This window comes from Bacteroidales bacterium, assembly GCA_023229505.1.
GTDB lineage: Bacteria > Bacteroidota > Bacteroidia > Bacteroidales > JAGOPY01 > JAGOPY01.
In genome coordinates this window covers 36,164-50,047 of record JALNZD010000020.1, presented here as the reverse complement: position 1 = coordinate 50,047, position 13,884 = coordinate 36,164, and the positions used below count along the sequence as shown (strand labels likewise).

Below are 13,884 nucleotides of genomic sequence, written 5' to 3'. Positions count from 1 at the left end.
TTTGGTTATTCCTCTATAAGGACTCCTTTGGCAATAAATTCATAGGCATAGACAGGTTCTGTAATCGCAGCAACTTCTTCTTCGCTTTTCCCTTCTTCCCTGGCATAATTTTGCAAGGTTTCAACCGGGATCAGCTCCCTGATGGCGATGCCTTGAGCAACGGCATTTTTACCTGCTGCATCTAACGGGATCGTGAACGACTCATCTAAAAAAGTCACATGGACCGTTTCGCCTTTTCCCATATCAAGATCCATCCAGCAGCCTGTATGTTTGCATGAAGCAGTAATATTACCTGATATTATAGCTTCAACCGTATCGGAAACAGCGAAAACACTGATCAAATCAGCAGCCGCGATGGCTTTCTCCGAAGGTATCTCTTTCCCGAAGCTGCCGGTTGATGGTTGATCTGATTTCACTGCCGGCTCCACTTTCTGTGGTGTTTGCTGACAGGAAGATAAGAAAGCCAGTATTAAAATAAAACTAAAGATTCTCATAATAATTAATTATGGACGTGGCTTAATCACAACGCTTTTAACTTCTTCCAGGGTGATGTAACCGCCATTATTTCCAAAATTATTCAGCACATAATTAATGATGGCAACAGCATCTTCTTTCGTGTTAACCTGGGGCGGCATAGGAGCATTGAAAACCTGGCCGTTGACCGTTATTGGTTCATTTGAGCCATTAAGTGCCTGAACAACAGCCCTTACCTTGTCGGCCAACAGGTAATCCGACTTGGCTAATGGAGGAAATGCACCTGGAAGGCCTTTTCCATCAGCCTGGTGACAAACAATACACTTCTCTTTGTAGATTTGTTCTCCACGGGCCACCTGTGCGGCCATTTCATTGGTGTTTACTGCTGCTTCGGTTGCTCCAGGGTCTTTCTGGATAATGGTTTCCGGCTTCCGGGTTTTCTGCTCGGAACCCGATGAACAGGAGTTCATTACAAAAGCAATTCCCATAACCCCTAAAACCAAAACAAAATTTAATTTTTTCATGGTTGTCGTATTTAATTATTTTGAAATGTTTCAGAGGAGGTAAAATTAACCAATATATCCCATTTAAATAGATAGTTGAGGTTAATTTTTTGGCTGGTGCAGATTTCACAATAAAGTTAGCAGCTTATTTTTGTGCTTTTTTCCAATTCTATCCTGTTAATCTACTCGCTCGCTTTCTTGCTCTTAGCCATTCTTAAATGATTAAGGTACGATAGCAATGAAACCAGGGCAACAATAGCAACAGTGTAGTATACAAAAGTAGGCACCGGGACCGGGTCACCTGCAGCATAGGAGTGCATGCCCGACAGGTAATAGTTCACGCCGAAATAAGTCATCAGCACAGAGCTGAAACCGATAAGGGCGGCAAAATTAAAGGCAAAGACCCCGTTCAAGCCAGGGATAAGTCTCATGTGGACGATGAAAGAATAAACCAGAACCGTGACTAGTGCCCAGGTCTCTTTGGAGTCCCATCCCCAATACCGGCCCCATGATTCATTTGCCCAGACAGCTCCAAGGAAGGTGCCGATGGTTACCAGGAATACACCGATAATCAGGTTCATTTCATTGATATTGGTAAGCTCTTCTATGGTATCTTTCAGCTTTCCGAAATTGTTCTTATTCTGAAGGCTGATCAGGATCAGGTTCAGGAATCCCAAAAGGGCACCGACGCCAAGGAAACTGTAACTTGCCGTAATGATCGCAACATGGATGACTAACCAGTATGATTTCAGCACCGGGACCAGATTGGTCACCTGTGGGTCGAGCCAGCTCAGGTTGGCTACCATAAGTGTCACTGATGCGAGAATGGCAGTGGTTGCAAGGGTGATTTTAGATTTTCTGGAAAAAAGGATCCCTGAGAGGACCGTGCCCCAGGCAATGTAGATCATGGTTTCATATCCGTTGCTCCAGGGTGCGTGTTCCGCCACGTACCACCTTATTGCCAAACCAAGTGTATGCAGGATAAACCCTGCAATGATGAGCCAGATCAGAATCCGTACGATCCATTTCAGGTCAACTCCCCGGCTAAGGACCTGCATAAAGAGCACGACAATAAAAATTAAACCAACCAGCCCGTAAAACGGGAAAAGGCGTTTGAAAATATTGATATTGTTATAAGTAATTTCAAGCTGGGTTTTTAACTTAGGTGGAATAACCTCAGCACCATATTTATTTTGGAACGTTTTAAGGTATCCAAGAGTGGAATCAGCTTGCGCCCAATCGTTTGAACTCATTCCATCGACAACGGCATGATAATAAACCGGCAGGATATTACTTACAAAACCGGCGTCTGTCGAATCAAAAACGGAATAAGGATCCTCTGCGGTGTGCCATTTGTTATCAGGATGTCGTGGCTCCGGGAATGCGGTCAGGAAATCACCGGTTATAGCCATGTAGAAAACATTCACCCGTTCATCAACTTTAATCACATCCTTGTCAAAGCTGGTTCTCTCGACAGGTTTTTTATTATAAGCTGCATCAACATGTTCAGAAAGCTTATAAGAGCCCATTTCCTGGTCGATAAAATCATTAAATGAGGCATATTTTCCTTCTACGCCGATGACTTTTTTGAGTTCCTTGTCACTCACTTTGATCATCGGTACAGTCTCCCAATAAATCGGGTTTGTCAGCATTCCCAGGAATATCTGGTCGCTATTCAACCCCATCATCTTGTCTTTGCGGGAAATTTTACGCAAAATTTCCGAAGAAAGGGTATTGACAGGCTTCATCCGTCCGCCATCCTGGTCCTGAACCAATAACTGTCCGAATTTTGTAGCATGATCTTTACTGATTTTTTGTGGATCAGGGGTTGAACCATGCTGGGCCATGGAAGAAAAAGAAGCCATGCTGATAACCACAAGAATTCCTATGGAAGCCAGTGCACTCTTTTTCTTCAATTGTGAAGATGTCCGGGCCAGCTTCCTGAACCGGCTGTTTTTACTGAAGAAATTATAAAGAAGTCCTGCCGCCAGGATAATATAGCCGATGTAAGTCACCATTGTTCCCCATTTGTCATGGTTCACGGAAAGAATGGTTCCTTTTTCATCTTTATCATAAGAGGACTGAAAAAACCTGAATCCGCCATAATTCAGGATATTGTTCATGAAAATCCGGTATGGTTTTTCCACATTTTTTGCAGGATCAAGCACGGTTACTTCACTGGCAAAGGAAGAAGGGCTTTGGGATCCGGGATATCTTTCAAGCTGGAAATCTCTCAGCATAATGGAGAAGGGTATTTCGATGATCCTGGAGCCGTATGCGAGTGAAAATTCCGCGTCACCGATGATGGTTTTGACCGGTTGACCGATCATATCTTTCCCGCCAAGCATACTGATTTCTTCTGTCTGGCCTTTATAGCTCAGGTTCATTACTATGGCGGCAGCTCCGCTTTTTTCATGCGGGGAGGAAACCATCTGGGTTTTCCCGGTGGCGTAAAATTGCCGGACTACAAGCTGAATGCCATCAAAACTATATAACTGCATTGGGTTCAAGGTATACGTAGAATCCTTGCTAAGGGTGTCAGTAGTTCCGGCCATCATGTTCATGACGGTAGCATCGACAGGTGCGCGGAAAGTCAACCCTGATTCCGGGGTATAATTAATATGGATTGCTTCCGGATCCGATGTTTCGGCATTAAAGCTCAGATTGAGCCCTGCTGTTTTTTTGTTTTCACCGGCTTTAATCAGGGCATTTTTTCTTTCACTGTTTTCCACCGTGACAAAAGTCATCATCGGTATCCCATCCGGATCTTCCACGACAGCCTCGGCTGCATTGGGAATATATTTCTGAAATTCAAGACGAAAGTCTTCTCCGTCAAATGTGTATGTTTCGTCGAAGTGGTTCTTCTTGAACTCCGTGAATAAGTAATCGTCATAGAAATAACCCTTCTGGCCATTCTTTTCAACGGTTACCTGGACAAACGGGCTTTCAGAGATAATCTGGCTGGAAGATTCCCCTTCCCGGATCATCATCGTGCCTTCATAGCCTGCATAGCGGGTAATAGCAGCCCCGGCAAGGATGACAACAAAAGAAAGGTGGAACAATAACACATTATATCTCTTTCGTTCATATAATTTATACTTGAACACACTACCGACCAGGCTGATGGCAGTCAGCAATAAAAGGGCCTCGAACCATCTGGCATCATAAACTACAGATTTGGCGGCAAGCGTGCTGAAATCATTCTCTATAAATGTTGCTGTTCCGATAGCTGCAGCAAAGACCAGCATAAGGGTCCCTGCAAATTGCATGGAAAATATAAAGTCAAATAATTTTCGCATAAATGAAGATTTTTATGCAAGCAAAAATAGCTAAAAAGAAGAATTATAAAGAATGAGTTTAAATTAAAACAAAAAAAGCGCCAAGCATCTGTTAATACTCAACGCTTATGTCGTATAGAAGCCGAATTTTATGTGAATATCCAACCATTGCTAAAAAAAACATTTAATAAATAAGTATTCCAAATAGTATTCAGTATAATTAGTGCTATTATTATTACTATTTGAATTGGTTGGGATATTATTTTTTTTATGATAAGGAATAAACCTGTCGCAATAAACATATAAAGTCCGAAAAACGAAAACTGCATTCTCCCGCCACCATAATCCTCAAAATTCAGAAACAGTATTAGTAAAACATTTAAGATGATAAAAATTGAAAAAAATAATTTTACCGGTTTTTCGTATAAATAATTAAGAAAAAATAATAAGGCTATATAAAAGAAAGGGGAAGCTAACGTAAATCTGAAAAAGCTATGTAAATTCCCTCCTGATGTTATTAGTGTAAAAGCAAAAATTCCAATTAAATAAAAAACAGAAATTAATAATAAATACCCGATGTCATAATTCTTAATGTTTAGAATATAATCTCCTTTAGTTTTTTTATTCCTGTTAATAAGCAAAAATAAGGTAAATAGCAGAGCTGGTAAGCATACAAAGAATATAGCAAAAGAAGACAGTCCAAACCCTTCAATAGACCAGTCTGAGAATCCTTTAACTACCTGAACTCCTCCTGCCCAATGCTTTTGAGCTTCTATCATTGCAGACCAGGAGCCAGTATATAAATATTGAATAAATATAACACAGAAATATCCAATTATGAATGGTAAGGATTTAAAGATTATTTCATTTATGAATAAGCGGTAATTCTTGTTTTTAATGAGAATTATTAATTCAGCAAACACTATTGCAATAAGTATAAAAACGGAAGCTGGTCTCACCATCGACATTAAAAAACTACCTGCAAAAAACAACCAATATTTCTTTTTTATTATCCCAATTGCAGCCGCCGTCATCGTAAACAAGAACAGAGCCTCCGTATAGGGTATATAATAAATGATGGTAGAGGGCAGGGTAATAAGAATAGAATACGTGACCAATTTATTAAATAATGTTGTCTTAAATAAAAACATCACAAGAAACGCAATGGATAAAATAAAGAGAAAATAGTTAATAATTGAAATACCTATGGGCGAACTAAATGTTATTTTCCAAAGAACCGGGAAAAGAGGAAAAAAAGCAGCCCTTACATTACCGTAGCAATCATTTTCAGGACAATACATTCTTTCACTGACACATTTGTATATTGCGGCATCCCAAGTTTCAAAGTTGTCATTTTTTATCTGAAGAAATGGTTTAGATGTCTTTTTTATTTCATAATTGTCCCACCCCCCAATTCTTTCATAGTTTTCTGAGATAACGCCAAGTGTATTATGGTAAATTTTCTCATTTTGAAGAAGTTTGAACACTCCTATAAATAAAAAAAAGTTAAGTATCCCAATGCTAATTAAATATACGAATTGTCTTTTCATAATTCAGCTTATAACCGGATAATATCAATGATGTCCCAAACTTTCTTCCAGGTAAGGATGATTTTTCGGTACCAGTGGTGCTGCTTTGAGGGCGTGAGCTACAGTATAGGCAAACATTCCGGCAAATCCGGTAAACATGCCTATTTCAATCAGGCCGATTTGAAGTTTTCCGTAAGTACCAACAATGATTTGCAGGTATAGATCAACCCAATGTCCCAGGATGATGATAATACAAATGGCAAGCAATGTGTTTTTATGGCTTACCAGGTAGTTGGAAAGCAGCAATGCGAACGGGATTGCAAAGTTAATGATCAGCTCAAGGTAAAACAGGGGTTTGAACTCGCCTTTGGTCCTGGGTAAATAATAAACAGTCTCTTCCGGGATATTTGCGTACCAGATCAGGATATACTGGGCAAACCAGAGGTAGGTCCAGATGATGCTAAGGATAAAGATATATTTTGAAAAATCCTTCATGTGGGCTTTGGTTAGAAAAGGCAGGTAACCCATCTTGCTTAGAATGATCACAATCAAGGTTATTACTACTGTTCCATGATAAAATGACATGGCGAAATTCCTGAAAGCGAATATAGTACTGAACCAGTGAATATCAACCGACATGATCCAGTCGAAAGTGGCAAGTGAAAAAGTGATAGCCAGGGTGAAAATATATATCTTGGAAAATAATGCACTTCTGTAGAAATTGGCCATTCCGCCCTCCCTGTCTTCTTTTAGCGATAATCTCTTCAGGTATTGGGTAAGGAAAATCCATATGGCAAAAAAGATAATATACCTGGAGATGAAGAATGGCAGGTTCAGGTAAGGGCTTTTATGAGCGATAATCGGATCATGGGCTGCAGCTCCCGGGTGTGCCCAGTGGTATATATCCGGCAAGCCGAAAATCAGGATCGGAATCATCAGGACAGCGATCACAGGGATCACATTTGCCATGGCCTGCGGTATCCTGATAAAAGCACTTGCCCATCCTGACTGGGTGATATACTGAAGAGCCACAAAAAAAGTTGCTCCTATAGCCAGTGAAAGGAAGTAATAGTTATTCATCAGGTAATTAGCCCAGGTTTTCGTTGGATTGACAAAGAAGCCGGCAACAATTGTGACAAACCCGATCCCCATCAGGACATAGGTCAGGTAATTGAACCTCTTTGAAATCACGAGCTGTTTATCCATATTAAAATTTTCCATAATTGATTCTCCTTCCATCAAAATAACTATTTACCCAGCTCCCTGACATAATTTACGATCTTCCAGCGGTTTTCGGGAGCAATCTGGGAGCCATGAGCGCCCATCAGTCCTGAAAGAGAGCCCAGGGTAATGACATGGTATATCTCACCGTCAGGTTTATTTTTCACAATATCTCCAATCAGTGAAGTGGGTTGGGCAGGAAAACGCTTGCTTGTGTAAAGGTATCCTTTGCCATCTCCCAGAGCGCCATGACAATTGATACAGAATATAGTATACTGTTCTTTGCCTTTAGCAAGGGCCCCTGTACTGACAGGTACCGGGTTCACCAGTTCTAACCCGGCCCTTTTTTGATCTTCAACTGATTTAGGCTTGTATGGATAAGCCGGGTAATGCCCCCTCGCGATCGTGCCTTTTACCGGCAACTGCATGGTCAGGCTGTCACGGAATACCGGATTTGCAGTATACGCATCATAAGGCTCCGAATAATACATGTCAGGCATGTAGGCATACCCGGGTTGATTGCGTTTATGGTTGCAGGAACTCATGAAAAGCATGACTGCCAGCAAAGGGATGACCGGGAATTTAAAAAAGCTCTTTATCATAATGAACCAACTATTAGTCGTTTTCTTCTTCAATATAATGATCAGGCTGGATTTTTTCCGATATTTCAACAGCGCCGGTTTCCTTAAGGATGGTTTTGATCCGTCTGACTTCTTCATCGGTAAATTCGGCCGATTTTTCAATCACGATGGCGAATTTATCATCAGTCGTACGTGGGTCAATCATTACGACATTCTTGCCAGGGCCAATTTTCTGCCGGATAAAAAAGGTCGAAAAAGTAAAGAGTACCGCAACGAAAATCGTCCCGACAAACATGATGATGATAAAAGAAAGGGAATTCAGCGGCTTACCGCCAAATTTCAGGGGATAATTGACAACCGAAGTCCAGTAAAGGAATGCATAGATGACAATCAGACCAACAGTCCCGTAAATGAAGGTCAGCAGAGGAAGCCGGGTTTTTAACCCCAGCACATCCCACAACTCATGGATTGGGAAGGGGCTGAAGATGTTTTTAATGCGTACATCCTTTTCCTTCAGCGTTTTAGCAGCAGCCACGAGGACATCCGGGTCGTCATATATCCCTACTATATTAATTCTTTCCATGGTTTTTATCCTTCTTAATACTTGTTTCTTTTAAAATACCTTTAAGCTCACTGATAGCCATCATGGGAATAAACCTGAAGAAGAACAGTATCCCGAGCAGGAAAATACCCAGTGTTCCGATAAATAAGGCCTTATCATAAATGGTGGGATGATAGGCTGCCCAGCTCGAAGGCAGAAAGTCTTTGGAAAGGGACGTAACCACGATCACGTAACGCTCAAACCACATCCCGATATTAATGATAATGGACATGATAAAGACCATGGTCAGGTTTTTTCTGATTTTCTTAAACCAGAAAAGTTGTGGGATGATGGCATTGCAGGTTATCATTGTCCAGAATGCAAAAGTGTAGTCACCTGTGATCCTGTTCTTCATAAATGTAAACATTTCATATTCAGTACCACCATACCATGCTATAAATAATTCGGTCATGTAAGCAGTCCCCATGATCAGGCTGATAAATGTCAGGATCCTGGCAATGGCATCGAGGTGGCCCTGTGTAATGAAATCTTCATATTTAAAAACCTTCCTGACAATGATCATCAGCGTCATCACCATGCCGAACCCGGAAAAGATAGCACCGATCACGAAATAAGGCGGGAAAATTGTCGTATGCCAGCCAGGCATAACGGATGTAGCAAAGTCCATAGATACGATAGAGTGGACGGAAACTACCAACGGTGCGGTTAAGCCGCCAAGCAGGATGGCGGCAGTTTCAAACCTTAACCAACCACGTGCTGTACCGACCCATCCGAAACTGAGGATGCTGTAAATATTCTTTCTTAATTTAGACGTCGCTCTTTCCCTGATGGAGGCAAAATCGGGGATCATCCCCATGTACCAGAAAACACCGGATGCCATAAGATAAGTGCTGATGGCTACTACGTCCCAGAATAAAGGCGAGTTGAAGTTCACCCATAAAGGTCCGCGGGTATTAGGATAAGGCAGGATGAAAAAGGCATCCCATACCCTTCCCATGTGAAGCATGGGGAACAGGCCGGCACAGAGAACTGCAAACACAGTCATGGCTTCGGCAGCCCTATTAATAGAAGTTCTCCATCTTTGGCGAAGTATAAGAAGAAAGATCGAAAATGCCGTACCGGCATGCCCGATCCCGATCCACCAGACAAAATTGATGATATCCCATCCCCAGCCGACATTATTGTTCAGTCCCCATATCCCGATACCGGTAGAGACCAGTGTAATAACGCTCCAGGTGCCGATAATGACCATTGCCAATCCGATAAATAATCCTATGTACCACCATTTGGGTGGCCTGTCGGCTTCAAATGGCCGTAAGACCTCGCGGGTGATCTGCCCGTAATTCTTATTTCCATTTATAAGTTCGCCCCTGACTTCTGCTTTATACATATTGAGAGATTTTTATTACCTGATCTTTGAACTTAGTGTTTCTCTTCCTGGTGCTCATCCGGCAATGTTTCCCCGGAAGAATAAGTCGGATAATTAATGGAATAATTCCGTTTTTTATCCTTTGGATCCATATTCCGGACCTTGGTGATGTAACTAACCGAAGGCAGCGTATGGAGCTGTTCGAGAAGCTGGTAAGTCCTCGGGTTCTGGTTCAGCTTAGCTACCTCGCTGTTCGGATCATTGATGTCGCCGAAAACGATGGCATCTCCGGGACATGACTGCTGGCAGGCAGTCTTTATATCCCCTTCGCGGACCATATGATTTTCTAATTTGGCATTCAACTTCTGCTCCTGGATCCTCTGGATACACATGGAGCATTTTTCGACTACTCCCCTTGACCGTACGGTAACATCCGGGTTTAGCACCAGTTTTTCCTGTTCGTTGCCCATGTTGTAATTAAACCTTTTCTCATTAGTATATTCAAACCAATTAAACCTCCTGACCCGGAATGGACAGTTATTCATGCAATACCGTGTCCCGATGCAACGATTGTAGGCCATCTGGTTCAGGCCTTCGGAACTATGCGGGGTGGCCGCCACAGGGCAGACATTCTCGCAGGGTGCATTATCACAATGCTGGCACATAACAGGCATATGGGTCACTTCCGGATTATCCACTTCTTCCGAATAATACCTGTCAATCCTGATCCAGTGCATGATCCTCCGGTTTTTCACCTGCTCCTTGCCGATAACTGCTATGTTATTTTCGGCCTGGCAGGCTATCGCACAGTTGCCGCAACCGATGCATGCATTCAGGTTTATAGCCATACTCCAGTGATAGCTGTCAAAAACCGGCAGGTTGTAAAGGGTCTGGTTCTGCTTCATGATCTCCTCATGCATTTCATTGCCTGCCATAGGATCTTCATTCCACTGTTCCAGGGTAGTTTCCCTGATAATCGCCCGCCCTTCCATGGTATGATGGGTTTGCGTGGTTGCCAGCGGATAGGTTTTGCCGTTAACTTTTTCAATAGTCACCATTCTTCCTGCCAGTTGCCGGTACCCATTCATTATTAGTGCCAGTGAGAAAACATTTTTACCTATTCCGTCAGCTACTTTTCCTGCGTTGGTACGGCCATATCCAATAGCAATGCCGATTGTATCCTTATGCTGGCCGGGTTGGACAAGTACCGGCAACTCAATGCTTCTATTAATTAATACTACATCCTCATTCTTCAGCTCATGCTCTTTGGCGAATGACGGGGCCACACAAACGTAATTATCCCAAACCGCCTTGGAGATCGGGTCTGGTAATTCCTGAAGCCATGGATTATTGGCGTGCCTGCCGGTTCCAAGCCCTATTTTTTCATAAAGAACCAGTTCAATGCCTTCTATTCTGTTAACTGGTGCAAGGCTCAGGTCACTTGCTTTAAATTCGGGAATAGTGACTGTTCCGGGGTCAATTAATGCAACGCCATCCTGTAAGCTCTTGTTCCAGAATTGTATAAAAGAAAGAAATTCAGTTTGTTTCGGAAAGATTTCTTTTTCCCAGTAAGCCTGTATGAATTCGTAAAAACCGGTTTCCTGCCCAGTCCATTTCAGCAAGCTTACCTGAGCCTGCCTGGTGTCAAAGAGATTGTTGATGACAGGTTGGGCCAGGCTGTAATAATTCTTTTGCGGCTCAGCGTCATTCCATGATTCAAGGTAATGGTGATCAGGGCACACATATTTGCATAAAAGCGCGGTTTCATCAAGGGTGTCAGAAAATGATACGGTGAGTTCGCATTTTTTCAGCCCGTCCATGAACACCTCCGGTTCAGCATAGTCGTAAGCAGGATTGACCCCGTAAAGGAAAAGGGCACTGACAGTGCCGGCGTTCATTTCATTTACCACCCGCGCCATTTCACGGTCGCTGCCTTGCTTTAACATCACCGGAGCCATATCCAGGGTTGTGCCGTAATTTTCAAGCAGGATGTTAATCGAATTTACTGCCGCCTGGACATAAAAGTCATTAGTGCCGGATACTACCAGCGATTTGCCTTTGTTTTCCTTTAGTTCTTTGGCAAGAGTCTTTACGTCAACGGGTGATGATGCAACACTTACAGGTTGCATTCCATTCTCGCCGGCTAATTCATTGAAAAGGCTCAGCAGGACGATCAGCTCTTCCGATGGTTTAATCTGCACCCGCGTATCGGCATTGGAACCTGTCAGGGTGAGGCATGATTCGTAATGGATATGCCTCGACATTTTGTTCTCATTGATCAGCTTTCTTCCTTTGGCATAATCCCTTGAATACTGCACCGGAAGGATCCAGTTGCCAAGAAAATCGGCATTAAATCCAACGATCAGTGCGGCTTTATCAAAATGGTATGACGGAATGGCCCGGATGCCGAAGTTGGCCTCATTGGCATCCAGCAATCCGGCTGCAGAAACCGTGTCATAAACGACCCATTCAGTAGTCGGATAAGCAGCTTTAAAATCTTCAATTGCCTTGCGGGATGAAGGGCTGATTATGGTAGGGCTTAAAATGACGATTTTCCCGTTGTTGCCGCTGATAGCCTTCAATTTATCAGTAACTTCCTGATCGATAACCTGCCAGCTGGCATTTTGATTATCCTTCAGAGGCTCCTTAAGCCTGGCCTGGTCATATAAGCTAAGGACTGAAGCCTGCACCCTGGCATTGGTCCCGCCCTGGGTCAGTTTGGAAAGGGCATTTCCTTCTATCTTGATCGGCCTTCCTTCTCTTGTTTTGACCAGGATACTGCAGTAATCATGACCGTCAAAAAACGTTGAAGCATAGTAGTTTGCGATTCCGGGCGTGATCTCTTCCGGCTGGCTGAGGTACGGAATAGCCTTTCTGACAGGCATTTCGCAACTGTTGGCAAGGGCAGCATAGCCAACCGTAAAACCGAGCATTTTAAGAAAATCACGACGGCTAGGCTTATCAGACGTTTCTTCCAGGGCAAGGTCTTCTGCTAAAAACTCTTTTTCTGGTTGCAGCTTTTCCTGGCCCGACTCTTGCGGAGTCATGCCGTCATACTCTTCCAGGCTCCTCCAGTATTGTTTTATATCATCCATGTGTATAGAATTCTGAATAGAAAATTAATAATGGCATTTTGAGCATTCGGTGCCACCGACATCTTCAACAGTAATGCGGGTTCGTTTGCCGGATTTAAGCTCTTCATGCAGTTTCACGAATTTCTGGTAATAACCATTTTCCGTGAATTGTACTTGTGTCTTGCGGTGACAGTCGATGCACCATCCCATGCTGAGTGGCTGCATCTGCCGGATGCGGTCCATGGTTTTGACATCGCCATGGCAGGATTCGCATTGCACTTTGCCTGTAACGACGTGCTGTGCGTGATTGAAATAAGAATGGTCAGGGAGATTGTGAACCTTGATCCATTGGATGGGTTTTCCGGTTTCAATTGCACTGTAAATCTTTGCAATCTCCACTGTCCCGGTGTTTCGGCCATTTCTGACCGCCGTATGGCAGTTCATGCACAGATTGACAGAGGGAATGCCAGCAAGCTTGCTTTGTGTTACAGTGATATGACAATATTTGCAATCAATCTGGTTATCACCTGCATGGATTTTATGGGAAAAAAGGATCGGCTGGTCGGGTTCATAACCTGGCTGACGGCCAAGATTTTTAGCTTCCACTACTGTGATTTCAGTAATGATGAAAGCTGAAATTAATATGACGATAACATTAACAAAGCGTGCTTTGATCAGCTTGGTGACAAAGAGATCAAATGCAGAGGCTAACAAAAGAATAAGTGAAATAATAAAAGTGGTGCCAAACTGTCGCTTGTGATCTTTGGTATCAGTGAAAAAATTATCTGCTGCCTTTGTTTCTTCAGTCGTCGCATCACTTATAACTGCCGTGGTAACTTTGGTATTGTTATAATTCTCAATATAGTTCAGTACGGCGTTAATTTGCTCATCCGAATAGGCAAAAGGTGGCATTGGAAGCTTATTGTGCTGCTCAAATAACTTTACGGCATATTCATCGCCGGATTGCACGACTTCCTGGGAATTCCGGATAAAGCGGATCAGCCATTCCCGGTCGCGGCGCTGGGTTACCTGATAAAGATCAGGCCCGATCAGTTTACCTTTTCCGATGTAATGGCAAATTGCACAGGCCTGAAATAACTGGGCTCCATCCGGAGCCTGGGAAAATGTTCTTTCCGCGAATATCCCATCTGTGAGCAGGATGGTCATGAGCAATAAGGCGGGCAGGATTTTGCGCATGGTCCGGCGTAAATATCTATACATATAAATGTTATTTGATGAATCCTTGCTAAAAACTCGAGAATAATAGTATGATTTACAGGATGCTTATTTTAT

Annotated in this window: 10 protein-coding genes; all 10 read right to left on the bottom strand. The window is 42.9% G+C overall.

Going from position 1 to position 13,884, the window contains the following annotated elements; genetic code table 11:
* Window positions 1-5 precede the first annotated feature (5 nt).
* Entirely contained in the window at window positions 6-494 is a 489-nt protein-coding gene (locus M0Q51_08860; GenBank protein MCK9400085.1) for a DUF4920 domain-containing protein, read from the bottom strand.
* Window positions 495-503: 9 nt separating this feature from the next.
* The gene (locus tag M0Q51_08855) at window positions 504-998 is read right to left on the bottom strand and encodes a cytochrome c (GenBank protein ID MCK9400084.1); all 495 of its coding nucleotides are present in this window, start codon (window positions 996-998) and stop codon (window positions 504-506) included.
* Window positions 999-1,159: 161 nt separating this feature from the next.
* Window positions 1,160-4,276 carry a cytochrome c biogenesis protein CcsA gene (gene ccsA / locus M0Q51_08850; protein MCK9400083.1) on the bottom strand — a complete coding sequence of 1,039 codons (3,117 nt, stop codon included), beginning with the start codon at window positions 4,274-4,276 and terminating at the stop codon, window positions 1,160-1,162.
* A gap of 128 nt (window positions 4,277-4,404) precedes the next feature.
* The gene (locus M0Q51_08845) at window positions 4,405-5,805 is read right to left on the bottom strand and encodes a hypothetical protein (GenBank protein MCK9400082.1); all 1,401 of its coding nucleotides are present in this window, start codon (window positions 5,803-5,805) and stop codon (window positions 4,405-4,407) included.
* Between the two features lie 24 nt (window positions 5,806-5,829).
* A complete protein-coding gene (locus tag M0Q51_08840) occupies window positions 5,830-7,023 on the bottom strand; it encodes a hypothetical protein (protein MCK9400081.1) in 1,194 nt (397 codons plus the stop codon).
* Between the two features lie 8 nt (window positions 7,024-7,031).
* A complete protein-coding gene (locus M0Q51_08835) occupies window positions 7,032-7,607 on the bottom strand; it encodes a c-type cytochrome (GenBank protein MCK9400080.1) in 576 nt (191 codons plus the stop codon).
* 13 nt (window positions 7,608-7,620) lie between these two features.
* Complete coding sequence (locus tag M0Q51_08830; GenBank protein ID MCK9400079.1) at window positions 7,621-8,169, bottom strand: DUF3341 domain-containing protein; 549 nt, start codon at window positions 8,167-8,169, stop codon at window positions 7,621-7,623.
* Window positions 8,156-9,538, bottom strand: coding sequence for a polysulfide reductase NrfD (nrfD, locus tag M0Q51_08825; GenBank protein ID MCK9400078.1), 1,383 nt, complete (start codon window positions 9,536-9,538; stop codon window positions 8,156-8,158). Before nrfD ends, M0Q51_08830 begins: the two co-directional genes overlap by 14 nt.
* 32 nt (window positions 9,539-9,570) lie before the next feature.
* Window positions 9,571-12,612 (bottom strand): TAT-variant-translocated molybdopterin oxidoreductase, encoded by a 3,042-nt coding sequence (locus M0Q51_08820; protein MCK9400077.1) that lies wholly within the window; start codon window positions 12,610-12,612, stop codon window positions 9,571-9,573.
* Between the two features lie 24 nt (window positions 12,613-12,636).
* On the bottom strand, window positions 12,637-13,812 hold the full coding sequence (locus M0Q51_08815) for a c-type cytochrome (GenBank protein ID MCK9400076.1): 1,176 nt from the start codon (window positions 13,810-13,812) through the stop codon (window positions 12,637-12,639).
* Window positions 13,813-13,884: the final 72 nt, after the last annotated feature.